25 protein-coding genes and 1 tRNA gene are annotated in these 25310 nt (G+C 66.6%); 16 read left to right on the top strand and 10 right to left on the bottom strand.

Going from position 1 to position 25310, the window contains the following annotated elements; translation table 11 throughout:
* Nucleotides 1-171: 171 nt before the first annotated feature.
* Nucleotides 172-543: a hypothetical protein gene (locus tag QTI24_RS13985; RefSeq protein WP_286601197.1), complete on the bottom strand. Its 372-nt coding sequence runs from the start codon at nucleotides 541-543 to the stop codon at nucleotides 172-174.
* A 75-nt stretch (nucleotides 544-618) separates the two neighbouring features.
* Nucleotides 619-1569: a LysR family transcriptional regulator gene (locus QTI24_RS13980; protein ID WP_286601196.1), complete on the bottom strand. Its 951-nt coding sequence runs from the start codon at nucleotides 1567-1569 to the stop codon at nucleotides 619-621.
* Between the two features lie 61 nt (nucleotides 1570-1630).
* On the opposite strand from QTI24_RS13980, the gene QTI24_RS13975 reads away from it, so the two are divergent.
* Nucleotides 1631-2065 (top strand): DUF1841 family protein, encoded by a 435-nt coding sequence (locus QTI24_RS13975; protein WP_028249464.1) that lies wholly within the window; start codon nucleotides 1631-1633, stop codon nucleotides 2063-2065.
* Here QTI24_RS13975 and QTI24_RS13970 read toward each other — a convergent pair.
* The gene (locus QTI24_RS13970) at nucleotides 2041-3000 is read right to left on the bottom strand and encodes a LysR substrate-binding domain-containing protein (protein ID WP_286601194.1); all 960 of its coding nucleotides are present in this window, start codon (nucleotides 2998-3000) and stop codon (nucleotides 2041-2043) included. The two genes, QTI24_RS13975 and QTI24_RS13970, sit on opposite strands and share 25 nt — an antisense overlap.
* Nucleotides 3001-3101: 101 nt before the next feature.
* On the opposite strand from QTI24_RS13970, the gene pcaH reads away from it, so the two are divergent.
* Both pcaH and pcaG read left to right on the top strand, forming a co-directional pair.
* Nucleotides 3102-3833, top strand: a complete 732-nt coding sequence (pcaH, locus tag QTI24_RS13965; protein ID WP_286601193.1) for a protocatechuate 3,4-dioxygenase subunit beta — start codon at nucleotides 3102-3104, stop codon at nucleotides 3831-3833.
* Between the two features lie 14 nt (nucleotides 3834-3847).
* Complete coding sequence (gene pcaG / locus QTI24_RS13960) at nucleotides 3848-4453, top strand: protocatechuate 3,4-dioxygenase subunit alpha (protein ID WP_503011255.1); 606 nt, start codon at nucleotides 3848-3850, stop codon at nucleotides 4451-4453.
* Between the two features lie 73 nt (nucleotides 4454-4526).
* On the opposite strand, the gene QTI24_RS13955 is transcribed toward pcaG, so the two are convergent.
* The gene (locus tag QTI24_RS13955) at nucleotides 4527-5210 is read right to left on the bottom strand and encodes a c-type cytochrome (protein WP_286601192.1); all 684 of its coding nucleotides are present in this window, start codon (nucleotides 5208-5210) and stop codon (nucleotides 4527-4529) included.
* Between the two features lie 151 nt (nucleotides 5211-5361).
* Here QTI24_RS13955 and QTI24_RS13950 point away from each other — a divergent pair, with 151 nt between their 5' ends.
* From QTI24_RS13950 to QTI24_RS13895, 12 genes are all read left to right on the top strand, one after another.
* Nucleotides 5362-6204, top strand: a complete 843-nt coding sequence (locus tag QTI24_RS13950; protein ID WP_286601191.1) for an AAA family ATPase — start codon at nucleotides 5362-5364, stop codon at nucleotides 6202-6204.
* On the top strand, nucleotides 6201-6446 hold the full coding sequence (locus tag QTI24_RS13945) for a hypothetical protein (protein WP_286601190.1): 246 nt from the start codon (nucleotides 6201-6203) through the stop codon (nucleotides 6444-6446). Before QTI24_RS13950 ends, QTI24_RS13945 begins: the two co-directional genes overlap by 4 nt.
* A 2-nt stretch (nucleotides 6447-6448) precedes the next feature.
* Nucleotides 6449-7063: a GNAT family N-acetyltransferase gene (locus QTI24_RS13940; protein WP_286601189.1), complete on the top strand. Its 615-nt coding sequence runs from the start codon at nucleotides 6449-6451 to the stop codon at nucleotides 7061-7063.
* A gap of 6 nt (nucleotides 7064-7069) precedes the next feature.
* Nucleotides 7070-8257, top strand: coding sequence for a vWA domain-containing protein (locus tag QTI24_RS13935; protein WP_286601188.1), 1188 nt, complete (start codon nucleotides 7070-7072; stop codon nucleotides 8255-8257).
* A gap of 159 nt (nucleotides 8258-8416) precedes the next feature.
* Complete coding sequence (locus QTI24_RS13930) at nucleotides 8417-9334, top strand: 2OG-Fe(II) oxygenase (RefSeq protein WP_286601187.1); 918 nt, start codon at nucleotides 8417-8419, stop codon at nucleotides 9332-9334.
* Nucleotides 9335-9400: 66 nt separating this feature from the next.
* Nucleotides 9401-11296 (top strand): autotransporter assembly complex protein TamA, encoded by a 1896-nt coding sequence (locus tag QTI24_RS13925; protein WP_286601186.1) that lies wholly within the window; start codon nucleotides 9401-9403, stop codon nucleotides 11294-11296.
* Nucleotides 11297-11301: 5 nt separating this feature from the next.
* Nucleotides 11302-15363: a translocation/assembly module TamB domain-containing protein gene (locus tag QTI24_RS13920; RefSeq protein ID WP_286601184.1), complete on the top strand. Its 4062-nt coding sequence runs from the start codon at nucleotides 11302-11304 to the stop codon at nucleotides 15361-15363.
* Nucleotides 15364-15387: 24 nt separating this feature from the next.
* Nucleotides 15388-15462: transfer RNA gene (locus QTI24_RS13915), tRNA-Arg, on the top strand.
* Between the two features lie 152 nt (nucleotides 15463-15614).
* A complete protein-coding gene (locus tag QTI24_RS13910) occupies nucleotides 15615-16631 on the top strand; it encodes a Bug family tripartite tricarboxylate transporter substrate binding protein (protein ID WP_286601183.1) in 1017 nt (338 codons plus the stop codon).
* 77 nt (nucleotides 16632-16708) lie between these two features.
* On the top strand, nucleotides 16709-17059 hold the full coding sequence (locus QTI24_RS13905; protein ID WP_286601182.1) for a hypothetical protein: 351 nt from the start codon (nucleotides 16709-16711) through the stop codon (nucleotides 17057-17059).
* A gap of 111 nt (nucleotides 17060-17170) precedes the next feature.
* Nucleotides 17171-17707, top strand: coding sequence for an Rrf2 family transcriptional regulator (locus QTI24_RS13900; protein WP_286601181.1), 537 nt, complete (start codon nucleotides 17171-17173; stop codon nucleotides 17705-17707).
* A gap of 67 nt (nucleotides 17708-17774) precedes the next feature.
* Nucleotides 17775-18836, top strand: coding sequence for an NUDIX domain-containing protein (locus tag QTI24_RS13895; RefSeq protein ID WP_286601180.1), 1062 nt, complete (start codon nucleotides 17775-17777; stop codon nucleotides 18834-18836).
* A gap of 341 nt (nucleotides 18837-19177) precedes the next feature.
* On the opposite strand, the gene QTI24_RS13890 is transcribed toward QTI24_RS13895, so the two are convergent.
* From QTI24_RS13890 to QTI24_RS13865, 6 genes are all read right to left on the bottom strand, one after another.
* Nucleotides 19178-19921: a lysophospholipid acyltransferase family protein gene (locus QTI24_RS13890; RefSeq protein WP_286601179.1), complete on the bottom strand. Its 744-nt coding sequence runs from the start codon at nucleotides 19919-19921 to the stop codon at nucleotides 19178-19180.
* 10 nt (nucleotides 19922-19931) lie between these two features.
* Nucleotides 19932-21206 carry a dihydroorotase gene (locus QTI24_RS13885; RefSeq protein ID WP_286601177.1) on the bottom strand — a complete coding sequence of 425 codons (1275 nt, stop codon included), beginning with the start codon at nucleotides 21204-21206 and terminating at the stop codon, nucleotides 19932-19934.
* Nucleotides 21203-22165: an aspartate carbamoyltransferase catalytic subunit gene (locus tag QTI24_RS13880; RefSeq protein WP_286567879.1), complete on the bottom strand. Its 963-nt coding sequence runs from the start codon at nucleotides 22163-22165 to the stop codon at nucleotides 21203-21205. The genes QTI24_RS13885 and QTI24_RS13880 overlap by 4 nt, the downstream gene beginning before the upstream one ends.
* Nucleotides 22165-22662 (bottom strand): bifunctional pyr operon transcriptional regulator/uracil phosphoribosyltransferase PyrR, encoded by a 498-nt coding sequence (gene pyrR, locus QTI24_RS13875; RefSeq protein WP_286601175.1) that lies wholly within the window; start codon nucleotides 22660-22662, stop codon nucleotides 22165-22167. The genes QTI24_RS13880 and pyrR overlap by 1 nt, the downstream gene beginning before the upstream one ends.
* Nucleotides 22659-23078, bottom strand: coding sequence for a Holliday junction resolvase RuvX (gene ruvX / locus QTI24_RS13870; RefSeq protein ID WP_286601173.1), 420 nt, complete (start codon nucleotides 23076-23078; stop codon nucleotides 22659-22661). Before ruvX ends, pyrR begins: the two co-directional genes overlap by 4 nt.
* A gap of 97 nt (nucleotides 23079-23175) precedes the next feature.
* Nucleotides 23176-23775, bottom strand: coding sequence for a YqgE/AlgH family protein (locus QTI24_RS13865; RefSeq protein ID WP_286567882.1), 600 nt, complete (start codon nucleotides 23773-23775; stop codon nucleotides 23176-23178).
* Between QTI24_RS13865 and QTI24_RS13860 the strand changes: the two genes are divergently transcribed.
* Entirely contained in the window at nucleotides 23774-25258 is a 1485-nt protein-coding gene (locus QTI24_RS13860) for a cryptochrome/photolyase family protein (protein ID WP_286601172.1), read from the top strand. The genes QTI24_RS13865 and QTI24_RS13860 overlap by 2 nt on opposite strands.
* The last annotated feature ends 52 nt before the right edge of the window (nucleotides 25259-25310 follow it).

Raw genomic sequence — 25310 nt, 5'->3', positions numbered from 1 at the left:
GTCTCCTCGGGTGCCAAACAATGCAGCGTCGTGCTGCGGTGAGTGGACTGTAGGAAACCGAGGGCGCCTTCGGTAGGCATCGAAACCGGGCCGCATTGTTCGCGGAATCCGGTCAATCGACAGGGTTTACCCGGTGTCCTCCGAGGGCCCGCGCCGCCGGTCCGGCCCCTGTCAATGCCCGCCGGAGAGCACCACCGCCGCCAGAGACACCGAAACCAGCATCCCGCACACGGAACCGATGAACCAGCGCACGGTGGTGCGGTAGGTGGCCTCGTCGTCGTCCGCGACGAGCAGCGCGCGGTAGAGCGTGTAGATCTCCGCGACGATCGGAATCAGCAGCGCAACGAGCGCGATCACCGAGCGCGAGGTCCACTCGCCGGGCGCCTCGAAGGCCCAGTACCGCACGAAGGAAAGCGAGAAGCCGATGATCACCGTGATGGCGGTGATCATGCCCTCGCGATAGCCCGGCGGCAGCGGAGCGCGCGAACGGTGCGCCTGTGACGGGATGCTGGCGCTTTCAGGCGATGTCTGTGAATCGCTCATGGGGCGGGAGCGCCGATCGCCCGGCGCAGGGGGATGGGATGAGCGCGATGGTAGCGCCGTACGCCGGATCCGCGTTCATGCGTCCGCGATCAGCGCTTCCGGCAGAAGCCCGCGATCGATCATGGCCGCATCCCACGGCGGCACGCGCGTGAATGCCGCGGTGAGGTGCTCGATGAAGAGCCTGAGCTTGAAGGCATTGCGCGATGTTTCCGCATAGACCGCGCTCAACGAGAACGAAGACAGCTGGTGCTCCGGCAGCACGACCTGCAAGTCCCCGCGCAGGATCGAATCGCCCGCGACCAGCGTCGGCAGGCAGACGATGCCGGCATGCTCCATCGCGTATTCGCGCAGCAGGTGGACGCTGTTGGTGAGCAGGGCGGCGCTCATGTACATCGTCACCTGCTCGTCCGCGTGATGAAAGGTCCAGCGGTCGCGCGTCGGGTAGCCCGAATAGAGGCCGAGCGTGTGCTTGTGCAAATCACGCGGGCTTTCCGGCGTTCCGCGCGTGCGCAAGTATTCGGGCGTCGCGCAGAACACGCGGCGCACCGGAAAGAGCGAGCGCGACACCAGCTCCGTCGACGCTGCCGGGAAGATCTGCAGCGCGCAATCGACGCCGGCCTTGACCGGATCCACCACCGTATCGCTCACGATCAGTTCGAGATGGATGTCCGGGAAGTTGACCTGGAACGCGCGCAGCAAGGTCGCGAAGTGGCCGAGCACGAAGCCGGTCAATGCATGGATGCGCAGCGTGCCCGTCGGCCCGGCCCGTGCGTCACGCATCTGGTCCATGATGTCGTTGGCCCGCCCGACCAGTTCCGTGCAGTCGCGCAGGAAGGCCTGCCCCACGTCGCTGAGCCGCACCACGCGCGTGCTGCGATGGAAGAGCGGCGCGCCGACGTGGTCTTCGAGCTGCTTCACGCGGCTGGTGACCACCGACTTGGCCACGCGCATCTGCCGCGCGGCTTCCGCGAAGCTCTGGGTTTGCGCGACGCGAACGAATGTCTCTATGTTTTCGAGGCGGTCCATGGCTTGGCAATGTAAGGCGGCCCGTCCGATCCGCACTGAGGGTCGGTGCTAACCTCGGCGCATGTTCAATCCCTCCCAAGAGGAAGTGCGTCGTTTCTTCTGCGACGTCTTCGCCAAGAGCCGCCGCGGCGAGCCGATGGAAGCGCTCGAAGTCATCGCCAGCCGCTGGATCGACGAGCACCCCGAATACCACGCCGACCTGTCGGACGCCGACGCGGCGGTGGCGCGTGTCTACGACGGCAAGGATGGGCGCGAGAACCCCTTCCTGCACCTGTCGATGCATCTGTCGATCAGCGAGCAATGCTCCATCGACCAGCCGCGCGGCATTCGCCAGGCGGTCGAACTGCTGGCCGCGCGCCGCGACTCGCTGCTCGACGCGCACCACGAGGCGATGGAATGCCTCGGCCAGATGATGTGGGAGAGCCAGCGCGCAGGCCGCCCGCCCGATGGCGACGCCTACGTGGCATGCGTTCAGCGGCGCGCCACGCGCGACTGATCCGCGCCGGCTTCGCGCAGCAGGGCAATCAGCGTCTGCCGCGCGGCCGACGGCTCGGCATCGCTGCGCAGCAGCAGGCCCACGGGTTCCTCGGTGCCCGCCGTGTCGATCGCGAGTCGCACAAGGTGGCCCGACGCGAGGTCGTCCCACGCGGCGCCGATCGGCGTGAACCAGATGGCGTCCGAGCGGACCAGCAGCGCGCGGGCGACGGACAGGTCCAGCGTCTGCGTGACGTGCGCGGGCAGCCGCAAACCCAGTCCGGAGAGGAAGCTCTCGGTGTGATGGCGCGGGATCGTGCCTTCGCCGTAGACCACGAGCGGATGGCGCAGCACGTCCTGCACCGATGGCGAGCCGCCGGCCAGCGGATGACCCGGCCGGGCGACGATGGCGAGCGGCTCCGTATAGAGAAGTTCGAAGGTGAGCCCGGTCATCAACTGCGGATCGCTCATGCGGCCTGCGACCAGGTCCAGATCACCGGCGCGCAAGGCATCGAGCAGGGGCGCGTTGGCGCCGGTCTGCACCTGCACCTGCAAGGTCGGCAGCCGCTCGCGCAGTGCGGCCAGCGCAGGTGGCAGCAAGGAAGGCGCGACGCTGGGCAGCGCACCGATGCGAAGCCGCTGGGGCCGCGCACCCGAGGACGGCATCACTGCCTCGGCGCTGGCGTCCAACGCCTCCAGCACGCGCAAGGCATGCGCCAGCAGATGCTCGCCCGCCGCGGTGAAGCCCTGGATACCGCGCCGTCCGGCGCTGCCGCGCTCCACCAACCGCGCGCCCGCCAGTCCCTCCAGTTCGGCGAGGGTCTTGGAAACGGCCGGCTGGCTTAGTGCCAGCCGCTCGGCGGCGCGCGCCAGATGGCGCTCCTGCGCGACCGCGACGAGGCAGCGCAAATGCCGCAACTGAACGCCGCGGACAAAGGCTTCGGAACTGGCCGCCATTGAATTACTGCTGGTTATGAAAAATCGTCAATCCGTCAATTTACATCAGCATTACGCATGAATACAGTTCCGGCACCCTCACGATCCCGGAGACAAGTCGAATGCCTTCTTCCACCCCCAAGAGCTGCGCGCTGCCCCAGCTTTCGCCGCGCGACTGGCCCAGCCATCCCTCGTACATCTATTCCGGCTACCGTTCGACGGCCAAGCGCGGTCCGACGCAGCCGCTGATCCCGCTCAAAGCTTCGCTGGGTGAACTGCGCCAGCCGGTCTACGGCCACAGCAGCATCGGCGAGCTTGACCATGACCTCACGCGCAACGCGCGCCGCAACGGCGAGCCGCTCGGCGAACGCATGATCCTGACCGGCCAGGTGCTCGACGAGCGCCGCCGCCCGGTGCGCAATACGCTGGTCGAACTGTGGCAGGCCAATGCGGCCGGCCGCTACGTGCACAAGGTCGACCAGCACGATGCGCCGCTGGACCCCAACTTCCTGGGCGCCGGCCGCTGCCTGACCGACAACGAAGGCCGCTACCGCTTCCTGACCATCAAGCCGGGCGCCTACCCATGGGGCAACCACCCCAACGCATGGCGTCCGCAGCACATCCATCTCTCGCTGTTCGGCGAGCACTTCGGCAGCCGGCTGGTCACGCAGATGTACTTCCCGGGCGACCCGCTCCTGCAGTACGACCCGATGGTCACCGGCACCCCCGAGAAGACGCGCAACCGCCTGATCTCGGACTTCAGTCTCGACGTCACGGAAGACGGCTACGCCCTAGGCTACGTGTTCGACATCGTGCTGCGCGGCGCCGACGAGACGCCTTTCGAAAACCGCTGAGGAGACACCGAATCATGATGAGCTCACTCGAAACCAACTTCGGCCAGACCCCTTCGCAGACGGTCGGCCCCTACTTTGCCTACGGCCTCACCGCCACGCAGTACGGCTATGACTTCGACCAGCCCTTCGACGCGGTCCTCGCGCTCGACGGCGCACGCGGCGAGCGCATCCGGCTCGAAGGCCGAGTGATCGACGGCGACGGCAATCCGATCAACGACGCGCTGGTCGAGATCAGCCAGCCCGACGGCACCGGCGAGTACCCGCAATCGGTCGACGACGCACGCGCCATCGGCTTTCGCGCCTTCGGCCGCGCGGGCACGGGCACGGATGCACAGAATCGCTTCGTGTTCCACACGGTCAAGCCGGGTGCGGAAGCGGCTGGCGAAGCGCCGCATATCAATGTGATCGTTCTGATGCGCGGCCTGCTGCTGCACACCTTCACGCGCATCTATTTCAGCGACGAGGCCGAAGCCAATGCCAAGGACGCCGTGCTGAACAGCGTGCCGGCCGAACGCCGCGACACATTGATCGCGAAGCGCAGCGAATCCGGCGGCGCGGTGACCTATCGCCTGGACATCCATATGCAAGGCCCTGCGGAGACGGTGTTCTTCGACGTCTGACACACCCTGAGGCACACGTCAGAAACAACAAAGCCCGCTGCAAGCGGGCTTTGTTGTTTGCAAGGCTGAACCTTTACTTGGGGTCGTGAAGGAGCGACTCCGGCACGGTCTTCAACTCACCGGGCAGCGAGCTGATGTAGCTGGCGAGCTCCTTGATTTCGGGGTTGGTGTACTTCTTGGCCTGTCCGCTCATCACAGCGTTCGAGCGGCCGAGCTGGTGCTGGTTCTGGACCTTGTACGACTTGAGCGCGACGTACAGGTAGTCGGCATGCTGGCCCGCGAGCTTCGGGACCGTGCCATCGTTCGGCGTGTTGAAGTTGGCGCCGTGGCACTTGGTGCAGGCGTTGTCCTTGTCGCGTGCGATCAGCGACTGCACTTTTTCGCTCGGGTGACTGGCGACGGTGAGCGGCGGCGCGCCGCCTTCCTTGACGCCGAGCTGGCTGTAGTAGGCGGCGAGGTCGGCGATGTCCTGTTCGCTCAGCGTGTCGGCGATAGCGCGCATCGTCGGGTGCTTGCGTTCGCCGCCCTTGTATTGGGTGAGCGCCGAGACGATGTACGTCGCGCTCTGGCCCGCGATCATCGGGACCTTGTGAATCTCGGGAAAGCTGGCCTGGTAGCCGATGATGCCGTGGCAACCCACGCACATCGCCGTCTTCTTCGCTCCGGCTTCAGCATTGCCCGTGATCTTCTGGGCCTGGGCCGAGACCGTCACGCAAGCGACAGCAAGGGCAAACATCGTGGTCAACAACTTGTTCATTTTGCGCGCACAATCTCGTGGAGAAAACAGATTTCAAATCAACATTTGATTATATGGGGGCTCCTCGCGGCCCCTATCGGCGAGGCAGTCGGAACGCTCAGCAACGCTGATCAATGTTGTGTTCTTTCAACCACCCTGCACTACGCCATCCATGAAATTCAAGGGTTCAGACAACTACGTCGCCACACCGGATCTGATGCTCGCGGTCAACGCAGCCATCACGCTCAAACGACCGCTGCTCGTCAAGGGCGAACCAGGCACCGGCAAGACGATGCTCGCGGAAGAAGTGGCACAGGCACTCAACCTGCCGCTGCTCCAGTGGCACATCAAGTCGACCACCAAGGCCCAGCAGGGCCTGTATGAATATGACGCGGTGAGCCGCCTGCGCGATTCGCAGTTGGGCGACGAGCGCGTGAAGGACATCCACAACTACATCGTCAAGGGCGTGCTGTGGCAGGCCTTCACGTCGGACGAGCCGGTGGCGCTGCTCATCGACGAGATCGATAAGGCTGACATCGAATTTCCAAACGATCTCTTGCGCGAGATCGACCGCATGGAGTTCTACTGCTATGAGACGCGCGAACTGATCCGCGCCAAGCACCGGCCGGTGGTGTTCATCACTTCCAACAACGAGAAGGAGCTGCCTGACGCCTTCCTGCGCCGCTGCTTCTTCCACTACATCAAGTTCCCCGACGCGGAAACGATGAAGAACATCGTGGGGGTGCACTTCCCCGGGCTGAAGCAGGAGTTGCTCACCTCGGCGATGAAGACCTTCTACGACGTGCGCAACCTGCCCGGCCTGAAGAAGAAGCCATCGACCTCCGAACTGCTCGATTGGCTCAAGCTGCTGGTCGCCGAAGATATTCCGCTCGAAGCGCTGCAGAGCAAGGACGACAAGGTCGCCGTGCCGCCGTTGGTGGGTGCGCTGCTCAAGAATGAGCAGGACGTGACCCTGTTCGAAAAGCTCGTCTTCATGCAACGCAACAACCGATGAGCGAAAGCCGCCAGCCCACCCGCCAGTTGATGCTGCTCGGCGTCGCGCAGGCGGTGCTGTTCGTTGTCGGCGCATTGCTGGGCCGGTGGCTCGGGCTTGTGCTCGGCTTCGACGCGCTAGGGCCCGGCGGCTACAGCAACAACGCCATCGCCGGCATCCTGCTGATCGGCCTGGGCGGCGGTGGCGGCGTGCACTTTGCACGCGCCTGGTACACACGTAAATACGGTTCTCCGAGGAGTTGAGGATGGCATTCGTCGAGCCTGTCACGCTCAGTGCGCGCGGCATCTCGCTGGTCCCGCTGACGCTGGATCATGAGGAAGGCCTTCGCGCCGCTGCGGCCGATGGCGAGTTGTGGAAACTCCGCGTGACCTCGGTGCCCGAGCCGAAGGACACGCGCAGCTACATCGAGAGCGCGTTGCAGATGCGCGAGGCCGGCAACCGCTTCGCCTTCGCCGTGACCGACGAGGCCGGCGGCGAGGTGCTCGGCACCACCAGCTTCCACGACATCCTGCCGGCCGTGAAGCGGGTCGAGGTCGGCTACACCTGGTACGCGAAGCGCTGCCAGCGCACGCATGTCAACACCACCTGCAAGCTGCTGATGCTCACGCATGCCTTCGATACGCTGGACTGCCACGTGGTGGGCTGGCGCACCGACAACTTCAACCACGCGTCGCAGCGCGCCATCGAACGCCTGGGCGCCAGGAAAGACGGCGTGATCCGCGGCCATGCGCTGCGCCGCGACGGCACCATCCGCGATACGGTGATGTACAGCCTGCGCTCGGGCGAGTGGCCCGAGGTGCGCGCCCAATTGCTCTACCTGCTGGACAAGCCCCGCACGAACCCTTCGCCCCGGGAGTGATTCGCCATGCTGATCGACTTTTTCTACACCCTGCGCTCCGCGAAGCTTCCGGTATCGGTCAAGGAATACCTGACGCTGCTCGAAGCCCTGCAGGCCGACGTCGTCGGACCCAACTCCGACGGCGCCTTCGGCCTCGACGACTTCTATTACCTGTCGCGCACCGCCCTGGTGAAGGACGAGAAGCACTACGACAAGTTCGACCGCGCCTTTGCCGCGTATTTCAAGGGCGTCGAGATGCTGGCCGACTTCACCAAGGAAGTGCCGCTCGACTGGCTGCGCAAGACGCTGGAACGCGAGTTCACCGCCGAAGAAAAGGCCAAGATCGAGAAGATGGGCTGGGACGAGCTCATGGAAACGCTCAAGAAGCGCTTCGAGGAACAGAAGGAGCGGCACGAGGGCGGCAACAAATGGATCGGCACGGGCGGCACCTCGCCCTTCGGCCATGGCGGCTACAACCCGCAAGGCGTGCGGATCGGCGGCGCCGGCAAGAACAAGAGCGCGGTCAAGGTCTGGGACCAGCGCGCCTACAAGGACTACGACGACAGCCAGGAACTCGGTACGCGCAACATCAAGATCGCGCTGCGGCGGCTGCGCAAGTTCGCACGCGAAGGCCATGAGGAAGAGCTGGACCTGGACGACACCATCCGCTCGACCGCGGCCAACGCAGGCTATCTCGACATCAAGATGGTGCCGGAGCGGCACAACAACGTGAAGGTGCTGCTGCTGATGGACGTGGGCGGCACCATGGACGAGCACATCCAGCGCGTCGAAGAACTGTTCTCGGCCGTCAAGACCGAGTTCAAGCACCTGGAGTTCTATTACTTCCACAACTGCGTCTACGACTTCATGTGGAAGAACAACCGCCGCCGCTACTCCGAGAAGTTCGCGACCTGGGACATCATTCGCAAGTACAACAAGGACTACAAGCTGATCTTCGTGGGCGACGCGACGATGAGTCCTTACGAGATCCTGCAGCCCGGCGGGAGCGTCGAATACAACAACGAGGAAGCCGGCGCCGAATGGATGCAGCGCCTCACGCACGCCTTTCCGAAGTTCGCCTGGATCAATCCCGAGCCGCAGGGCGTCTGGCAGTACCGGCAGAGCATCGCCGTGATGCAACAACTCGTTTCGCACCGCATGTATCCGCTCACTCTCCGGGGACTCGAAGACGCGATGCGGTTGCTTTCCAAGTAGTACAGCACCTCAGCGCCGCCTCCTACATCGGAGGGAGTAGACGGCTTACAAATCGATGTAGAACTTGAAAAATTGTCACACGACGCTTTTTCCCATTACATTTAACACTTAAGGATTCAAAAGAAGTACGTTCCACATGAATCCGGAGGAGGTGTCGCCGTGTCTGCCCTGCTGTCCTTCCCCGTAGAGCCACCGGTTCGTGAACAGCCTGTGCCAGCGGATTCGAGCCGCACGCTCTACAAGACGCCGCCTGACTTCATCAGCATCCGCGGCGTGCACCTGCCCATCGACGAACTGGTCGACGAGGCACTGTTCGTTCCCGAATACCGCCAGCGACTCCGACACCGGCTGCTCGATGCCAAGCCGTTCCCGCATCTGGTTCTCGACGGCATTTTTCACCCGGCCCTGCTGGAACTGGTCGCCGAGGAATTCGACATGCTTCCCGCCTCCGGCTGGGCGGACATCAAGAGCAAGTACGAATGCACCCGGCGCTCGGTCCTCGGGGTGACGCTGGGCCCGGCAACCCAGCTGTACTTCAACATCGTCAATTCGGGCTGGTTCACCGAGTGGCTGTCCTGCGTCACGGACGTGCCCTACCTGCTCCCGGACCCCAAGCTCTTCGGCGGCGGGCTGCATGAGAGCCGCAACGGGGCGACCTTTGCGGTGCATCGCGATTTCAACCGCCACCGCCACCTGGGGCTGAAAAACGAAATGGTGTTCATCACCTACCTGAACAAGGGATGGGATCCAGAGTGGGGCTCGGAGTTGGAACTGTGGGACAAGAAGGTCAATCATTGCGTGACCAGGGTCCAGCCAGAGTTCGGTCGGACCATCCTGATGCCGCACGGTCCCAAGAGTTACCACGGGCATACCAAGCCCCTGCAAACGCCTGATGGGCGCCCTCGCCGCTCGGTGGCGGCGTACTACTACACCAGCCAGCTCGCCGGCAAGCAGCACGGCGACGAGTCTGCGTCGGTGTTCATGCGGCCGGCGCAGGTGGATCGGGTCAAGACCTTCGCCCGCATGATCGTGCCGCCCGTGATCTGGGCCCTGGGCCGAAGAATCACCGGCCGCTGATCCCGCCAGACCACTTGTCGGGGCGGCGGGCCCTGGAGCCGATCCGCATGCTGTCAAAATGCCCGCATGCTTGGGATGGTCCGTCTTCTCACGCCGGCTTGGACGCCGGCGTTGTTATTTGCAGGCGTCCTTCTTTTGCAGGGCTGTAGCCTGCTGCCTTCGAAGGAGGCAGCAGAGACGGACACGGCCGCGAGCCCGGTGGCCGGGGAGGGCCGCGAGTCCAAGGGCGGTGAAGCGTTCACCGTCGACGTGCAAGCCCCCGACTCGGTGCGCGACTTTCTCGTGCGCAACCTCGAAATCCAGCGCTACCGCCAACTCGACGACCTCGGCGCCATCGAGTTGTCGCGGCTGATGGTCGCCGCCGAAGCCAACGCGCGCGAACTGCTCAACACCGTCGGCTACTTCACCCCCACCCTCACGCTCGAACTGCGCGAAACGCCTGGCGCGAAGGCGCCGCGCGAAGTGAAGATCACGGTGGTGCCCGGCGAACTCACGCGCGTGAGCAATGTGCAGATCGACTTCAACGGGCCCATCGCGGAGGACAAGGCGTCCGAGCCGCGACGCGACGCGATTCGCGTCGAATGGCCGATGCGCGCCGGCCAGCCCTTCAACCAGCAGGCGTGGGACGGCGCCAAGGCCGCCGCCCTGCGCAACCTGACGGCCAGGCGATACGCCACCGGCAGCATCCTCACGAGCCGCGCCGAGATCGACGCCGACCGCAGCGAGGCGAAGCTGGGCGTCACGCTCGATTCCGGCCCGGCCTACCGCTTCGGGCCGCTGGTGGTGCAGGGCAATGAGCGCCTCGACGCGGACAGCGTGCGCCGGCTCGCGCGCGTTCCCTCCGGGGCCGACTATGACCGGCAGCAGTTGCTCGATGCGCAGCAGCGCCTGGCGGGCAGCGGCTACTTCGAATCGGTGTTCCTCACGCTCGATACGAACGATACCGATCCCTTGCTTGCGCCCGTGATCGCGCAAGTGCGGGAAGCACCGCTCCAGAAAATCGTGGGCGGCGTGGGCTTCACGACCGACAGCGGCCTGCGGCTGTCGCTGGACCACATTCACAACAGCATGCCGATCCTGGGGTGGCGCGCGGTGTCCGGGCTCTACCTCGACCGGGACAAGCAATCGCTCGGCACCGAGTGGGCAGCCATCCCCGACGACAGCGGCTGGCGGTCGTTCGGGTCGGCGCAGCTCAAGAGCGAGGTCTCGGGCAGCTACAAGGTCGACAGTGGACGCCTGCGCGGCGGCCGCAGCCAGGCCAGCGACCACATCGACCGCAGCTTGTTCCTGCAATACGACTACGCACGCAACCACGGGAGTTTCGATCCGCCGCCCTCGGCCTCGGCGCTGAGCCTCAACTGGGGCTGGACCGGGCGCTACTTCGACAACGCCGCCGCACCGACCCGCGGCCAAGGCATTTCGCTGGAGCTCGGCGCGGGGTACACGCTGACCGGCGAACGCGCGCCCTTCACCCGGACCTATGCGCGCTGGGTCGGGTTCGTTCCCTTCGGCACGGTTGAAAACGCGGACCGCACCGAGGCGCGCCGCGGCCGCATCCAACTGCGCGGCGAACTGGGGGCTGTGGTCGCGAGCGACACAGCGCAGATTCCCGCCACGCTGGGCTTTCTCACGGGCGGCGACACCACGGTGCGTGGCTACGCCTACCGGTCCATCGGTGAAGTCAGGCCGGACCGCACCGTGGTCGCCGGCCGCTACCTCGGCGTTGCCAGCGTCGAATGGCAACGCCCCTTCGTCTACGACGGAAAGCTGACCGACTGGGAAAGCGCCGTCTTCGTCGACGCAGGTGCGGTGGCCGACCATCCCCGCGACATGCAGACCCAGGTGGGCGTCGGCGTCGGCGCGCGCTGGCGCAGCCCCATCGGCCCGGTCCAGATCGACGTGGCCTACGGCATCCAGGTGAGCCAGTTCAGGCTGCACTTCCGACTAGGCTTCACTTTTTGAAACCGATGGCGACCGAAACCTCCACCGAGCTCACGCCAGCGCCGCCGGCGCGCCGATCGTTCGGCCGCCGCGTGTTGCGGATGTTCGCCTGGGGCGTGACGGGGCTGGTGGTCCTGGTGCTGGCGCTCGCTGCAGGCGCATGGTGGTGGCTGGGCACGAACGAATCGCTGGCCTTCGCCCTCGCACGCACCGCGCGCTACCTGCCCGCCAACCAGACGCTGGAGAGCCGTGACGTCACCGGCTCGTTGCGCGCGGGCGGGCGCATCGGCTGGCTGCGATGGGAAAGCGAGAGCCTCGCGGTCGAGGTGACTGACGTTCGCATCGGCTGGCAACTTGCGCCATTGCTGCGACGCCGGGTTCAACTCGGCGAGGTCCACGCGGGCCAGGTGCTGATCGAACAACGCGGCGAGCGCGAGGACAAGCCGGTCGAGCCGCTGCAGCAGATCGTGCTGCCGGTGGAGATCGAAATCCCGTTCCGCATCGACGACCTGCGCTGGGCCGGACCACCGGCCCTGCAGGCGACGATGCTCGCCGGCAGTTACCGCTATGCCGACTCGCACCATTTGCTCGACATCGAGGGGGTGGACATCGCCGACGGCCACTACGGCGCGAAGCTCAAGCTGCAGGGACCGGCGCCGATGGAGATCGAAGCGTCGATGAACGGGCGCGTGCGCGCATCGCTCGCCAAGGACCGCAGCATCGACGTGCGGGCCGAAGCCAGCGTGAAGGGCAACCTCGCCGGCGCCGACGCGCGCATCGCCGTGGACGCACACCTGCAGCCCGTCGAGGAAAGCGCGGAGCCGCCCATGCGCGCGCAACTGCAGGCGAACATCGCGCCCTGGCAACCGCAGCCCGTGATCGACGCCAAGGCCGAACTCGAAAACGTCGACCTGGCCCGCCTCTGGCCCGAAGCGCCCGCCACCCAGCTCACCGGCGAGATCGAGGCCGGCCCCGACACCACGGTCGGCACTCAGGGCTGGAAGGCCAGCGCCGACATTCGCAACGCGCTGCCCGGCCCGTGGGACACCGGCAAGTTGCCGATCGAGCAAGTCGAGGCGCGCACCACTTTCGACGGCACGAACTGGACGCTGCCAGCCGCCACGGTGCATCTGGGCGGCGGGCGCATCGAGGCCGAAGGCAACTGGAGCCCCGCTCCCGCCCCCTGGCAGGCGCGCGTCACCGTGCGCAGCGTGCAGCTCGGCGCGCTGCACACGCAGCTCGCCGGCGCGCCGGTAACCGGCACCGTGAAGGCCGACCAGCAAGGCGAAGCGCTGCGCTTCGATGTCGCGCTACGGGCCGAGGGCGGCGCGGGCAGCCGGGATTCGCACGGCCTGCGACTCGAACGCGCGCAGGCGCAAGGCCAATGGAAGGACAAGGTGCTCGACCTGCGCACCCTGCGCATCGAAGCGCAGCGAGCCAGCCTCGATGGACGCCTGCAAGTGCTCGTCGACGAGCAGGCCGGCAACGGCAACCTGAACCTCGTCGTGCCGGGCGGCACGGTGCAGATCCAGGGGCGGATCGCGCCCGCCACCGGCAACGGGCAGATCCGGGCCCAGGTCGACGATGCCGGCGCGATGCAGGCGTGGATCGAGGCACTGCCTGAACTGAGCAACCCCTTTGGTGGCGCCACTGTGCATGGCAACGCCCGCCTCGACGCCGCATGGCAGGGTGGATGGCAGGCCATGCAGCGCCGCTTCCAGAACGCGAATGAACCGCCCGCGCGCGGCGCCGCCGAACCGACGCTCCAGGCGACTTTGACTGTGCCCAAGCTGGACCTGCGGCTTGCGCCGCCCACCGCGGCGGAAAGCCCGACCGCCATCACCTTCAACGGCGTGCGCGCGGAACTGTCGGGTAGCCTGGCCCAGGCCACCCTGGCGCTGAAGGGTGAAGCCACGAGCGGCACGCGGAAGATCACGCTCGACACCCGAGGCAGCGGCGGTATCGAACGCGAGAACCAGTGGCGCGCAGCGCTCGCCAGCCTGCATTTGCAGGCTCATGACAGCACGCGCCCCGGCCCATGGACCGTGGAACTGAGCCGCGCCGTCAGCGCGACGATCCGCAACGTCCCGGGCACCAATCCGCGGCTCGAGGTCGAAGCCTCCGCCGCAGCCGCCACGCTGCGCGGCCCCTTGCCGGGCACGGTGCAGATCGACTGGGAGCCGTTGCGCTTCGGCCGAAGCGGCACGGCGCCCAACCTCGCGTTCCGCGTCCAATCCAAGGGCCGGATGCAGGGGCTGCCCATGGCATGGGCCGAAGCCTTCGGCGAAGGCAACGCACTCGCCCAGGTCGGCTTCAGCGGCGACCTGGTGTTCGACGGCGACTGGGACATCGACGCCGGCGACACCCTGCGCGCCCGCGCCCGGGTCACTCGCAAGAGCGGGGACCTTCGCGTGCAGGCCGGCGAGGCCGCGCTGGTCACGCGCATTACCAGCCGCGGCACCGGTACTCCGAGCGAAATCACCATGGACGCGGCCGGCCCCGGCGCCAGCACGCCCGCCGGCTTGCGCCAGGCCGAGCTGACGGTCGACGCCGAAGGCGACACGGTGCGCGGCCATCTCGCGTGGGACAGCGAGCGCGCCGGCGAGATCCGCATCGAGGCCAGCACACGCGTGCTGCAACGCCAGGGCGGCTGGCAATGGGCACCCGATGCGCCACTGGCAGGCCGCGTCACCGCCCGCATGCCCAACCTGGGCGTCTGGTCAATGCTCGCGCCGCCCGGCTGGCGGGTGGCCGGCACGCTGCAGACCGATGCCACGCTGTCGGGCAGCCGTACCGAGCCGCGCTGGGGCGGCACGCTGAACGCCGACCAGCTCGCGGTGCGCGCGCTGGTCGAGGGCCTGGACCTTCGCGATGGAAGCCTGCGCGCCAGGCTCGAAGGCAACCGCGTCGAGATCAACGAATTCACCCTCAAGGGCGGCGTCGGCAGCCAGACCCGCATTCCGGGCCAGAGCGGCAACCTGAGTACCGCCGCCAGCGAGGCATCGCGAGACGGCGGCACCCTCTCGGCGCGCGGCGATCTCTCCTGGGGCTCTGCGCCCGCCCCTGGCGCCGGCACCGGCATCCGCATGTCCCTGCAGGCCCAGCTGCGCGCTCTGCGCGTGCTGGTACGGGCCGATCGCCAGGTCACGCTCTCGGGCGACGTTCAGGCGCGACTCGAAAGCGGCCAGTTCACCGTGCGCGGCGACCTCAGGACCGATCGCGCCGTCATCATCCTGCCCGAGCAGACCGCGCCCAGCCTCGGCAGCGACGTGGTGGTGCGTTCGGCCGCCATCGACCGCCAAGCCGCAGAGGAGGCCGAACGTCGGGCCGCAGCCAATCAGGCCGAAGTGGCCAAGGCCCAGACCGCGAAGCCGCCCGACATCGCCGTCAACTTCGACCTCGGCAACGACTTCGCCGTGCAGGGACGCGGCGTCACGACGCGGCTCGAGGGCAAGCTCGACATCCGCAGCACCGCACTGAATGCCCCGCCGCGCATCACCGGGGAAGTGCGTACCGTCAGTGGCCAGTTCCGCGCCTACGGGCAGCAGCTCACCATCGAAACCGGCGTTGCGCGCTTCAACGGCCCGTTCGACAACCCGCAGCTCGACGTCCTGGCGATCCGCCCCAACATCAGCCAGCGGGCCGGCGTCGCCATCACCGGCACCGCGCAATCGCCGCGCGTACGGCTGTATTCGTCGCCGCAACTCTCCGACCAGGAAACGCTCTCATGGCTCATGCTGGGCCGCGCATCGGCCACCAGCGGCGGCGAATCGGTGATCCTGCAGCAGGCCGCGCTGGCGCTGCTCGGAGGGCTCGGCAGCGGCGGCACCGGCGGCGGGCTTGCGAGCCGCTTCGGACTCGACGAGATCGGCTTCAGGGGCCCGGGAGGCAGCGGCGAAGTGCGCGACTCCGCCGTGACCGTCGGCAAGCGCGTCGCGAGGGATTTCTACATCACCTATGAGCGCAGCCTGGCGGGCACCTTGGGCACGCTGTTCATCTTCTACGACCTGACCCGCCGCCTCACCCTCCGCGCCCAGGCGGGCCAGCCCAGCGGCGTCGACCTGATCTACACGATGCACTTCAACTGAACTGGTAAAGTTGCGGCCGCTCTCGTCCTCGTAGTTCAATGGATAGAACGGGGTCCTCCTAAGACTCAGATACAGGTTCGATTCCTGTCGAGGGCACCACGGAGCAGCAAGCACGGGCGTTTCGCAGGCTTCAACAAAGCCGCTTCGCACGTCGCGTCCGTCACCGCGCAGCCCTTGAGCGCACCGACCCATGCATCGCTACCGACTGAGTGCAAGATGCGAGCCTTGCACAAAGCCATGGAGACACGACGATGCACACGAATTCCGAAGATTCACTGGCCGGCACCCGCCTCACGCGGCGTCGGCTCTTCCAGACCGGAGGCTCGCTGGGGCTTGGCGGCCTCCTCCCATCGCTGGCATCGGCCCAGGCCACCTGGCCGACCAAGTCCGTGCGTTTCGTGGTCCCCTTCGCACCCGGCGGAAGCTCGGAAATCGTCGCACGCTCCACCGCCGCGGAGCTTTCCAACACGCTCGGCCAGAGTGTCTTCGTCGACAACAAGCCCGGCGCAGCGGGCAACATCGCGATGGCGGAAGTCGCGCGCAGCGAGGATCAGCACACCATCATCCTCGGGCACATCGGCACGCTGGCGGTCAATCCGTTCATCTTCGACAAGCTGCCGTACGACCCCAACAAGGACTTCAAGCCGGTCAGCCTGCTGGCAAAGGTGCCCAGCCTGTATGTGGTGCATCCCGACGTGCCGGCCAGGAATCTCACCGAGTTCATCGCCTACGCCAAGTCCAAGCCCGGCAAGCTGAGCTACGGCTCCGCGGGCAACGGCAGTGCCGGTCATCTCGCTTTCGAATACCTGAAGATGACCTCGGGCATCTTCATGCTGCATGTGCCGTACCGCGGCACGGGCCCGATGCTGACCGACTTGCTGTCCGGCCGGCTGGACGCTTCGGCGATCGGTGCGGCGGCCATCATTCCCTTCATCAAGTCCGGCAAGGTGCGCTGCATCGCGACTGGTTCCGCCAAGCGCCTGCCGCAGTTGCCCGATGTCCCCACGGTGGCGGAGCAGGGCTTCCCCGGCTTCGAGATGACGCAGTGGTACGGGATGCTCGCCCCGGCGAGCATGGCGCCTGCCAACGTGGCGAAGCTGTCCGCCGAAACCATGAAGGCCGTCCGGTCGCCAGCGGCGACGGAGCGGCTTCGCGGTGACGCCGCCGAAGCCGTCGGCGGCACACCGGAGCAGTTTGCGCAGTTCATCGCATCGGAACAGGCGCGCTGGAAAAAAGTGATCTCGCGGGCCAACATCAAGCCGGACTGAAGGCGTCGTCGGTCCGGGAAGCCCCTGAGCTTTCCTCCGGCCGCCCGGACTGTGCCATGCCATAAAATCATCGCCACATGCCCCGCTGGCTCGCCGCCTCTTTCATCGCTTTCGTACTGTCTTGCTTCGGTTTCGCGGCCGTTGCCCACGGTTCGACGCATTCGCGCGATCACGGCGGCGCCAGCCTGACACAGGTGCAGCTTGACCTGTCTGCCAGCGTCGACGCGCCGGTGGATGACACCGAGGACGCATCCGCGCTCCAGGACGAAGCCAACTCGGGCTGCACCGAGGCCGCAACGGGCGGAGTTCAGGCCTTTCTCGCCGTGTTCGCCTCGGAGCCAGTGCCGCAACCGGCCATGAGCGCCACGCCTTCGCCTTTCCTCGCGCAGCCCAAGCGGCCACCGCGCGATCGCGCCTTCATCCTCTAAGGCTCGCCGCCTCGAGAGCCCTCCGGCTCCCCGTCTCTCGATGCGAGCGCTCTGCATCGGCGCGTCCGCGCGCCCCCGATGCGCCCCCTGTCCCTATTGAAAGAATCACCGATGCGTCTAACCACCAAGGGTCGCTTCGCCGTCACTGCCATGATCGACGTGGCACTCCGAGGCCGCATGGGCCCGGTCAACCTCTCTTCCATCAGCCAACGCCAGAGGATTTCGCTGTCGCATCTGGAGCAGCTCTTCGCCAAGCTGCGGCGCCACGAACTGGTCGAATCGACGCGAGGACCGGGCGGCGGCTACTCGCTCGGCCGCAAGGCGGCCGAGATCACCGTGGCGCAGATCATCCTGGCCATCGACGGCGATATCGATCAGGAGTCGAGGCCGCTGAACGAAGTCCCGGGCGCGGTGAAGCGCTGCACCACGGACGAGTTGTGGGCCGCCGTCAATCGCCGGGCGATCGAATTTCTGGATTCGGTCACGCTGCAGAGCCTGGTCGACGAGCAGATCGCTCGCGGCGTGCTGATCGAGCGCGAACGCCCGCTGCGCGCGCCCGTCGTCCCTGCGGCCACACGGCCGCCGCTCCGGGTCAACGCGCCGAATTCCGTCTTCGCGCTGGGAGCGATGCTGGTCAAGCGCTCCTGAGGCGTCAGGGTCTCCGGCCTGCCGGGGCGCGTATCGTGTGGACTTGAACATCCGCACACGCCCCCGCATGACCGCCTCCAACTCCCCGGCGCCGCACGACTTCGCGGTTCTCATCGGCCGCTTCCAGCCCTTCCACAACGGGCACCTGTCACTTCTGAGGCTGGCACTCGATGCGGCGCCTCACGTGGTGGTGGTGATCGGATCAGCCTTCCAGGCGCTTTCGCCCAAGCACCCGTTCAGTTGGCAGGAGCGCGCCGAGATGATCCGCCACGCAGTGCCCGAGGAGGAGCGCGCGCGCCTGCGCTTCGTCCCGGTCCGTGACTATTTCGACGAGACGCGGTGGGTCAACGCCGTACGGCGCGAGGTCGCGCAAGTGTTGACCGGTGGCGGTGCGGGGCCTCCACCCTCGATCGCACTGGTCGGCCATTTCCGGGACGCCACCCGCGAGTACCTCCGAGCCTTTCCGGACTGGACTTTGCTTGCCGCCGACGGCGTGCCGGTGCGGCGCGCAAGCGCGATGCGCGATGCGCTCTTCGCCGCGCCCGACGCGGCGTTGACGTCGCTCGCTGGCGAATGGCCGGCCGGCACGATCGACTTCCTCCGCGCATGGAGCACGCAGCCCCATTTCCAGGCGCTCGCACAGGAGGCCGAGTTGCTCAGGCAGTACGAGGCGTCATGGGCCGCGGCGCCCTATCCGCCCGTGCTGGTCACGGTCGATTGCGTCGTGAAGTGCCAGGATCAGGTGTTGCTGATCGAGCGTGGACAGGCGCCGGGCAAGGGCCTCTTCGCAGTCCCCGGTGGTTTCCTGGAACAGCGCGAAACGACATTGCAGGCTGCCCTTCGCGAATTGGAGGAGGAAACGCACCTCGCGTTGTCGCCCGATGTCCTGCGCGCCTGCCTGAAGGCCGCGGACGTGTTCGATCAACCCGACCGGAGTGCGCGCGGACGCACCATCACGCACGGCCATTTCTTCGATCTGGGCGAGCGCCAACTCCCTGCCCTGCGTGCGGATGACGATGCCGCCGCGGCCGAATGGACGGCCATTTCCGACCTGTGCGCGCGCGAGGATCGCTTCCTGGACGACCATTTCCAGATGCTCGACCACTATCTGGGACTGCTCCAGCGCTGAGACAGCCTGTAGGCAAGGGACCACGCCGTCCCATTGTCTTTTCCGGCATCGGGCGCCTCGGCGCTTGACTAAGGTGAGTTCACACACACCAACCGGAGACCTTCATGAAAAGCATCATCCTTTGGCTCTGCGGCGTTCCGCTCGTGGTGATCATCGGCCTGAAGGTCTTTGGCGTCCTTTGATTACTGGGTAACGATTCCTCCTCCCGGCGCTACCCGGCGCCGTTATACAGCGCCTCTCGGGGCGCTGTTTTTTTGCGGCGGCGTCATTGCCCGCAGGTATTTGCCCCCGGCAGGGGGTAGGCGAAGCGACACGAAGTGGGCGAAGCCTGGGGGCGAGCTCTACTTCAATTCGCGGCGCAGGTCCTGGACGTCGGCGTGCAGGCTCTTTGCCCAGGCGCGTCGATCGCGTCCGTGCGAAGACTGGGGCTCGCCGAAGCGCACGATCGCCAGCAGCGGGGGTGCCTTCAGCGTGTTCCACACCGAGGTCAAGAGGCTGTCGTCGCCGATGTAACGCGGCGCGTAACTGGTTTCTCCGGTGGCCGCATCGGCGAAGCGCAGCGCGGCCGGCTGGACGGGCGCACCGGACGAGATGGCCGCCTGAAGCAAATTGGCATGGAAAGGAAGCAGCCCGTGGCCATCGCTGGTCGTGCCTTCCGGGAAGACCGCGATCACGTCGCCTTCGCGCAAAGCTTCAGTCATGTGATGCACCACGCGCACCGCGTCGCGCCGCCGTTCGCGCTCGATGTAGAGGGAGCCGGCACCGGTCGACAAGGTGCCGATCACCGGCCAGTGCCGCACCACCGACTTGGACACGAAACGCACGTGCCGCGCCGCATGAATCGTGAGGATGTCCAGCCACGACAGGTGGTTGCACACCAGCAGCACCGGTCCTCGGTCGGGCGGCGTGCCCTGCACCGTCAGGCTGATCCCCATCAGGTTGAGCATCCGCTCGGACCACTGTTGCACGCGCTGTTCTCGCTCCGCTGGCGACAGGTGCGGGAACTGCGTGCGGATGATCCACCAGCCCGCAAACACGTTCGCGAGCGCGCGCAAGAGCTTGAGGCTCGCGGACAAGGCGTGCATGCTGTTTGCGCTAGCCGTGGACGATGCGTCCGCCCACCAGCGTGAAGCGGGCACGGCCGTGCATGGCGTAGCCACCGAAGGGCGTGTGCTTGCCCTGGCTCCTGAGCGCTTCGGGCTGCACCTGCCATTCAAGTGCAGGATCGACGACGCAGAGGTCCGCCGCGCCGCCCTTCATCAGGCGGCCCACCCCTTGGGCGCCGACCAGCTTGGCGGGCCCGGAACTCACCACTTCGATGGCGCGCGCCAGGCCCGCACCGCTCTGCTCGCCCCACAGCAATGCGAGCGGCAGCAGGAGTTCGAGGCCGGTCGCGCCAGGCTCGCTCTCGGCAAAGGGCAGCGTCTTGGCATCGGCCTCCACCGGCGTGTGGTCAGACACCAGCGCATCGATGGTGCCGTCGGCCAGGCCGGCCGACAGCGCATCGCGATCGCGCTGCTGGCGCAGCGGCGGATTCAGGCGCGCACGGCTGTCGAAATAGCCGATGTCCGTGTCCACGAGATGCAAAGAGTTGATGCTGACGTCGCAGGTCAGCGGCAAGCCCTCGGCCTTGGCCGCACGCACTTGCGCCACGCCGCCCGCGCTCGACAGGCGGCACAGGTGCACGCGCGCGCCGGTGCTGCGCATGAGTTCGATGATGGTGAAGATCGCGATCGTCTCGGCCGCGGCCGGCACGCCCGCAAGCCCCAGCCGTGTGGCGAGCGGACCGCTGGCTGCGACGCCCTTGCCCAGGTCGCGGTCCTGCGGGCGCAGCCACACGGTGTAGCCGAAGGTACTGGCGTACTGCAGTGCGCGCTGCAGCACCTGCGTGTTGCCCAGCGGAATGTCGGCTTGGCCGAAACCGATGCAGCCGGCCTCGGTAAGTTCGGCCATCTCGGTCAGCACCTCGCCCGCGAGGCTGCGCGTGAGCGCGCCGAGCGGGAAGAGCCGCGCGCGCCGCATCTTCTCGGCGCGGAACTTGAGCATCTCGACCAAGCCGGGCTCGTCGAGCACCGGGTCGGTATCCGGCGGGCAGACCAGGCTGGTCACGCCGCCGGCGACGGCCGCGCCCATTTCGCTTTCGAGCATGCCCTCATGCTCATAGCCGGGCTCGCGCAGTCTGGCGGCAAGGTCGACCAGTCCGGGCACGACGAGGCAGCCCTGCGCGTCGAGCGTGCGCTCCGCGCGAAATTCGCTGGAGACGTCGCCGATGGCGAAGACCTTGCCGTCGGCGATCGCCACGTCGGCTTTCCGGTCCAGGCCGGATGCGGGGTCGACGACGCGACCGTTGGTGATCAGGATGTTGCTCATGCTTCGTTACCCGCGACGATGCTCATGACCGCCATTCGCACGGCGATGCCGAAAGTGACCTGCGGCAAGATCACACTCTGCCGGCCGTCGACCACGGCAGAGTCGATTTCCACGCCGCGGTTGATCGGCCCGGGATGCATCACGATGGCATCGGACTTGGCCAGCTGCAGCTTCTCGGGCGTGAGGCCGAAGGTCTTGAAGAATTCTTGCGACGACGGGAGCAGCGCGCCGCTCATGCGCTCGTTCTGCAGGCGCAGCATGATGATGACGTCGCAGTCCTTGATGCCCTCCTCCAGCGTGTGGCACACCCGCACGCCCATCTGCGCCATGTCTGTGGGCACCAGCGTCTTGGGGCCGACCACGCGCACCTCGGCGCAACCGAGCGTGGTGAGGGCATGGATGTCGGAGCGCGCCACGCGCGAATGCAGCACATCACCGACGATCGCGACCGTGAGATTCGCGAAGTCCTTCTTGTAGTGACGGATCGTGTACATGTCGAGCAGACCCTGCGTCGGGTGCGCGTGGCGGCCGTCGCCGGCATTCACCACGTGCACGTGCGGCGCCACGTGCTGCGCGATCAGGTAGGGCGCGCCCGATTCGCTGTGGCGAACCACGAACAGGTCGGCGGCCATCGCGCTCAGGTTGGCGATGGTGTCGAGCAGCGATTCGCCCTTGGTCGCCGACGAGCGCGCGATGTCGAGGTTGATCACGTCCGCCGACAGCCGCTTGGCCGCGATCTCGAAGGTGGTGCGCGTGCGCGTCGAGTTCTCGAAGAACAGATTGAACACGCTCTTGCCGCGCAGCAGCGGCACCTTCTTCACCTCGCGGTCGCTCACGCTGGTGAAGTTCGCGGCGGTGTCGAGGATGTGGGTGACGATGTCCTTCGGCAAGCCCTCGATCGAGAGCAGGTGGATCAGCTCGCCGTGCTTGTTGAGCTGGGGGTTTCGTTTGTAGAGCATCAGGTGTTTTCCTCTACCTTGAAGCTGAAGGCGCCCTTGTCGCTGCGTGCGAGCGCGAGCAATTGGGTTGCCGGCAGTTCGAGGCGCTGGGCCGAGAAATCCGCGGCCACCGGCAGTTCCCGGCCGCCTCGGTCGATCAGCACCGCCAGGCGCACGCAGGCAGGCCGGCCGAAATCGAACAGCTCGTTGAGCACCGCGCGGATCGTGCGGCCCGTGTAGAGCACGTCGTCGAGGAGAAGCACGTCGGCGCCGTTGACGTCGAAAGGCAGCGTCGTCTGCGCGCTGGCGGCCAGCCCGCGCCGTGCGAAGTCGTCTCGGTGCATGGCCGAGGAAATGATGCCTGGCGCACCGGCCAGGCCCAGGTCCTTCTGCAGGCGCTCGACCAGCCATGCGCCGCCGGAGGTGATGCCGACCAGGCGCGTGTCCTGGCGCATCAGGGATTTCACGCCGCGGAGCAACTCGACGTAGAGCGCTTCGGCGTCAGGGATGGAGTTCACGGAAGGCTCCTCAGGAACTGTTCAAGAATGATGCAGGCCGACGCGGCGTCGGCATCGCGCGCGCCCAAGGCGAGCGCCTCGGTCGTGCTGTAGCGTTCGTCGACCTCGTACACGGGCAGCTTGAAGCGGCCGTGCAGTTGCCGGGCAAAGCGTTGAGCGGCGCGGGTGTTGTCGTGTGGCGCGCCGTCGGGGTGATAGGGCACGCCGACGACCAGCGCATCGGGCTGCCAATCGCGGATACGGGCCTCCACTTGCGCGAAACGCGCATCGCCTTCGGCCTTGATGGTGGCTTGCGGCGTCGCTGTTCTGAGCAAACGATTGCCGCTCGCGACGCCGGTGCGCTTCTGGCCGAAGTCGAAGGCCAGGAAGCTTTGAAAATGGGAGGGAACGGAAACCGGAGGGGTAGCGTCGGGCATCGCCGTAACGCTCATGCGCGCCCCCACGCTTGGCACTTCGTGTCCACGCTGCCCCCCAAGGGGGTGCGAGCTTGCTTGGGGCGGCCCGGCGCTGCGCTCATGCGTGCCCCGCGTCCGGCGACAGGGTCCACGCCTCCAGCCCCAGCAGCGACAGCGCCTTGTCGTAGCGCTGTTCGATCGGCGTGTCGAAGATCACCGCGGGATCGGCGCCGACCGTGAGCCAGCTGTTCTCGGCCAGTTCGGACTCGAGTTGGCCCTCGCCCCAGGCCGCGTAGCCCAGCGAAACCAGCACCTTGCGCGGACCGGCCCCGGTGGCGAGCGCTTCAAGCACGTCCTTGGAGGTCGTCATTTCGAGGCCGCCAGGGATCGTCATGGTCGATGCGTAGACCGACTCGTTGGGCTTGTCCGCCTGGGCGAAAACCGGCTCATGCAGGACGAAGCCGCGCTCGGTCTGCACCGGGCCGCCCTGGAACACGGGAGCCTTGCCGAGTTCGGGGCTGGAGAGGTGCAGTTCGATCTTCTCGAACAGCACCTTGAGATTGATGTCGCTGGGTTTGTTGATGACGAGGCCGAGCGCGCCGCGCTCGCTGTGCTCGCAGAGGTAGACCACGCTGCGGCTGAAGGCCTTGTCTTCCAGACCCGGCATCGCAATCAGAAAATGATGCGTAAGGTTCATCGGGGCAGAATCGGAGGCCATGCCGCCGATTTTACTGGCCGTCGACAAAACATATCCCAAGGGGTTGATGTGGTTTCGCCGCGATCTGCGAGTGGACGACAACGCGGCGCTCTACCAGGCCCTGCGCGCGTGCCGGCAGGTGGTGTGCGTGTTCGTTTTCGATCGCGCGATCCTCGATTCGCTCCCCCGCGTGGACCGGCGCGTCGAGTTCATCCGGGAATCGCTGGTCGAGTTGGACGCCGAACTGCGGTCGCTGGGTGGGGGCCTGATCATTCGCCATGCCGTCGCCGAGGACGAGATCGGTCAGCTCGCACGCACGCTGGACGTGCAGGCCGTTTTCGCCAACCGCGACGACGAGCCCGACGCGCTGGCGCGCGACGCCAAGGTCCTCGGCGCACTGGCAAACGGCGGCGTGGCTTTCCACACCTACAAGGACCATTCCGTCTTCGAGCGCGACGAGGTCCTGACCCAGGCAGGACAGCCCTACACCGTCTTCACGCCCTACAAGCGCGCCTGGCTTTCCAAGGTCGACACCTTCTACCTGAAACCCTACCCGGTGCGCAGCTATGCCGATGCGCTGGCGCCGGTGCCGGAGAAGTTCAAGGGCCCGGTGCCGCCGCTTGCCGAGATTGGCTTCGAGAAAAGCAACCTCGACCAACTGGAGATCCCCACCGGCAGCCAGGGCGGCGCCGCGCTCTTCGACGACTTCTTCCAGCGCATCGACCGCTATCACCAGACGCGCGACTTTCCGTCCGTGCGCGGGCCGAGCTACCTCGGCGTGCACCTGCGCTTCGGCACCGTCTCGATTCGCCAGCTCGCAGGCATCGCGCACCAGCTGACGCTGCAGGGCGATCCGGGTGCGGGGACTTGGCTCAGCGAACTGATCTGGCGCGATTTCTATTTCCAGATCCTCGCGCATCATCCGTACGTGGCAGCGGGCGGCGAGTCGCGTAGCTTCAGGCCCGAGTACGACAAGATCCAGTGGCACCACGGCAAACACGCGGACATGCTTTTCGAAGCCTGGTGCAAGGGCCGCACCGGTTATCCGCTCGTCGACGCGGCCATGGCCCAGATCAACCAGACCGGCTACATGCACAACCGCCTGCGGATGGTGGTCGCGAGCTTTCTCTGCAAGGACCTGGGGATCGACTGGCGGCGCGGCGAGCGCTACTTTGCCGGGCATCTCAACGACTTCGAGCTGTCCTCGAACAACGGGGGCTGGCAGTGGGCGAGTTCCAGCGGTTGCGACGCACAGCCGTATTTCCGGATCTTCAACCCGGTGACGCAAAGCGAGCGCTTCGACCCCGAAGGCAAGTTCATCCGCCGCTACCTGCCCCAACTCGCCAAGCTATCCAATGCGGACATCCATGCGCCATGGACAGCCAAGCCGCTGGAACTCGTGGCCGCAGGCGTGAAGCTGGGAGAGACCTACCCCAAGCCCATCGTCGACCATGCCGAGGCGCGCGACCGCACGCTGCAGCGCTACGCGGTCGTTAAGAGATAGCCGCAGCCGGCGCCGCGCCGCCCTTCGTGAGCAGCCGCGAAACCGGCTCCGC

This window comes from Variovorax sp. J22P240 (assembly GCF_030316855.1).
GTDB lineage: Bacteria > Pseudomonadota > Gammaproteobacteria > Burkholderiales > Burkholderiaceae_C > Variovorax.
This window is presented reverse-complemented; position numbering and strand designations above follow the sequence as displayed.

Bases quoted from the DNA above. Each gene is read 5' to 3' on its own strand.
- QTI24_RS13920 (WP_286601184.1), top strand. From the start codon at position 11,302: ATGGCGACCGAAACCTCCACCGAGCTCACGCCAGCGCCGCCGGCGCGC.
- QTI24_RS13975 (WP_028249464.1), top strand. From the start codon at position 1,631: ATGTTCAATCCCTCCCAAGAGGAAGTGCGTCGTTTCTTCTGCGACGTC.
- QTI24_RS13970 (WP_286601194.1), bottom strand. From the start codon at position 3,000: ATGGCGGCCAGTTCCGAAGCCTTTGTCCGCGGCGTTCAGTTGCGGCAT.
- QTI24_RS13895 (WP_286601180.1), top strand. From the start codon at position 17,775: ATGACCGCCTCCAACTCCCCGGCGCCGCACGACTTCGCGGTTCTCATC.
- QTI24_RS13910 (WP_286601183.1), top strand. From the start codon at position 15,615: ATGCACACGAATTCCGAAGATTCACTGGCCGGCACCCGCCTCACGCGG.
- ruvX (WP_286601173.1), bottom strand. From the start codon at position 23,078: ATGCCCGACGCTACCCCTCCGGTTTCCGTTCCCTCCCATTTTCAAAGC.
- pcaG (WP_503011255.1), top strand. From the start codon at position 3,848: ATGATGAGCTCACTCGAAACCAACTTCGGCCAGACCCCTTCGCAGACG.
- QTI24_RS13890 (WP_286601179.1), bottom strand. From the start codon at position 19,921: ATGCACGCCTTGTCCGCGAGCCTCAAGCTCTTGCGCGCGCTCGCGAAC.
- pcaH (WP_286601193.1), top strand. From the start codon at position 3,102: ATGCCTTCTTCCACCCCCAAGAGCTGCGCGCTGCCCCAGCTTTCGCCG.
- QTI24_RS13935 (WP_286601188.1), top strand. From the start codon at position 7,070: ATGCTGATCGACTTTTTCTACACCCTGCGCTCCGCGAAGCTTCCGGTA.
- QTI24_RS13885 (WP_286601177.1), bottom strand. From the start codon at position 21,206: ATGAGCAACATCCTGATCACCAACGGTCGCGTCGTCGACCCCGCATCC.
- QTI24_RS13925 (WP_286601186.1), top strand. From the start codon at position 9,401: ATGCTTGGGATGGTCCGTCTTCTCACGCCGGCTTGGACGCCGGCGTTG.
- QTI24_RS13955 (WP_286601192.1), bottom strand. From the start codon at position 5,210: ATGAACAAGTTGTTGACCACGATGTTTGCCCTTGCTGTCGCTTGCGTG.
- QTI24_RS13860 (WP_286601172.1), top strand. From the start codon at position 23,774: ATGCCGCCGATTTTACTGGCCGTCGACAAAACATATCCCAAGGGGTTG.
- QTI24_RS13985 (WP_286601197.1), bottom strand. From the start codon at position 543: ATGAGCGATTCACAGACATCGCCTGAAAGCGCCAGCATCCCGTCACAG.
- QTI24_RS13865 (WP_286567882.1), bottom strand. From the start codon at position 23,775: ATGGCCTCCGATTCTGCCCCGATGAACCTTACGCATCATTTTCTGATT.
- QTI24_RS13880 (WP_286567879.1), bottom strand. From the start codon at position 22,165: ATGCTCTACAAACGAAACCCCCAGCTCAACAAGCACGGCGAGCTGATC.
- QTI24_RS13940 (WP_286601189.1), top strand. From the start codon at position 6,449: ATGGCATTCGTCGAGCCTGTCACGCTCAGTGCGCGCGGCATCTCGCTG.
- QTI24_RS13905 (WP_286601182.1), top strand. From the start codon at position 16,709: ATGCCCCGCTGGCTCGCCGCCTCTTTCATCGCTTTCGTACTGTCTTGC.
- QTI24_RS13945 (WP_286601190.1), top strand. From the start codon at position 6,201: ATGAGCGAAAGCCGCCAGCCCACCCGCCAGTTGATGCTGCTCGGCGTC.
- QTI24_RS13950 (WP_286601191.1), top strand. From the start codon at position 5,362: ATGAAATTCAAGGGTTCAGACAACTACGTCGCCACACCGGATCTGATG.
- QTI24_RS13900 (WP_286601181.1), top strand. From the start codon at position 17,171: ATGCGTCTAACCACCAAGGGTCGCTTCGCCGTCACTGCCATGATCGAC.
- QTI24_RS13980 (WP_286601196.1), bottom strand. From the start codon at position 1,569: ATGGACCGCCTCGAAAACATAGAGACATTCGTTCGCGTCGCGCAAACC.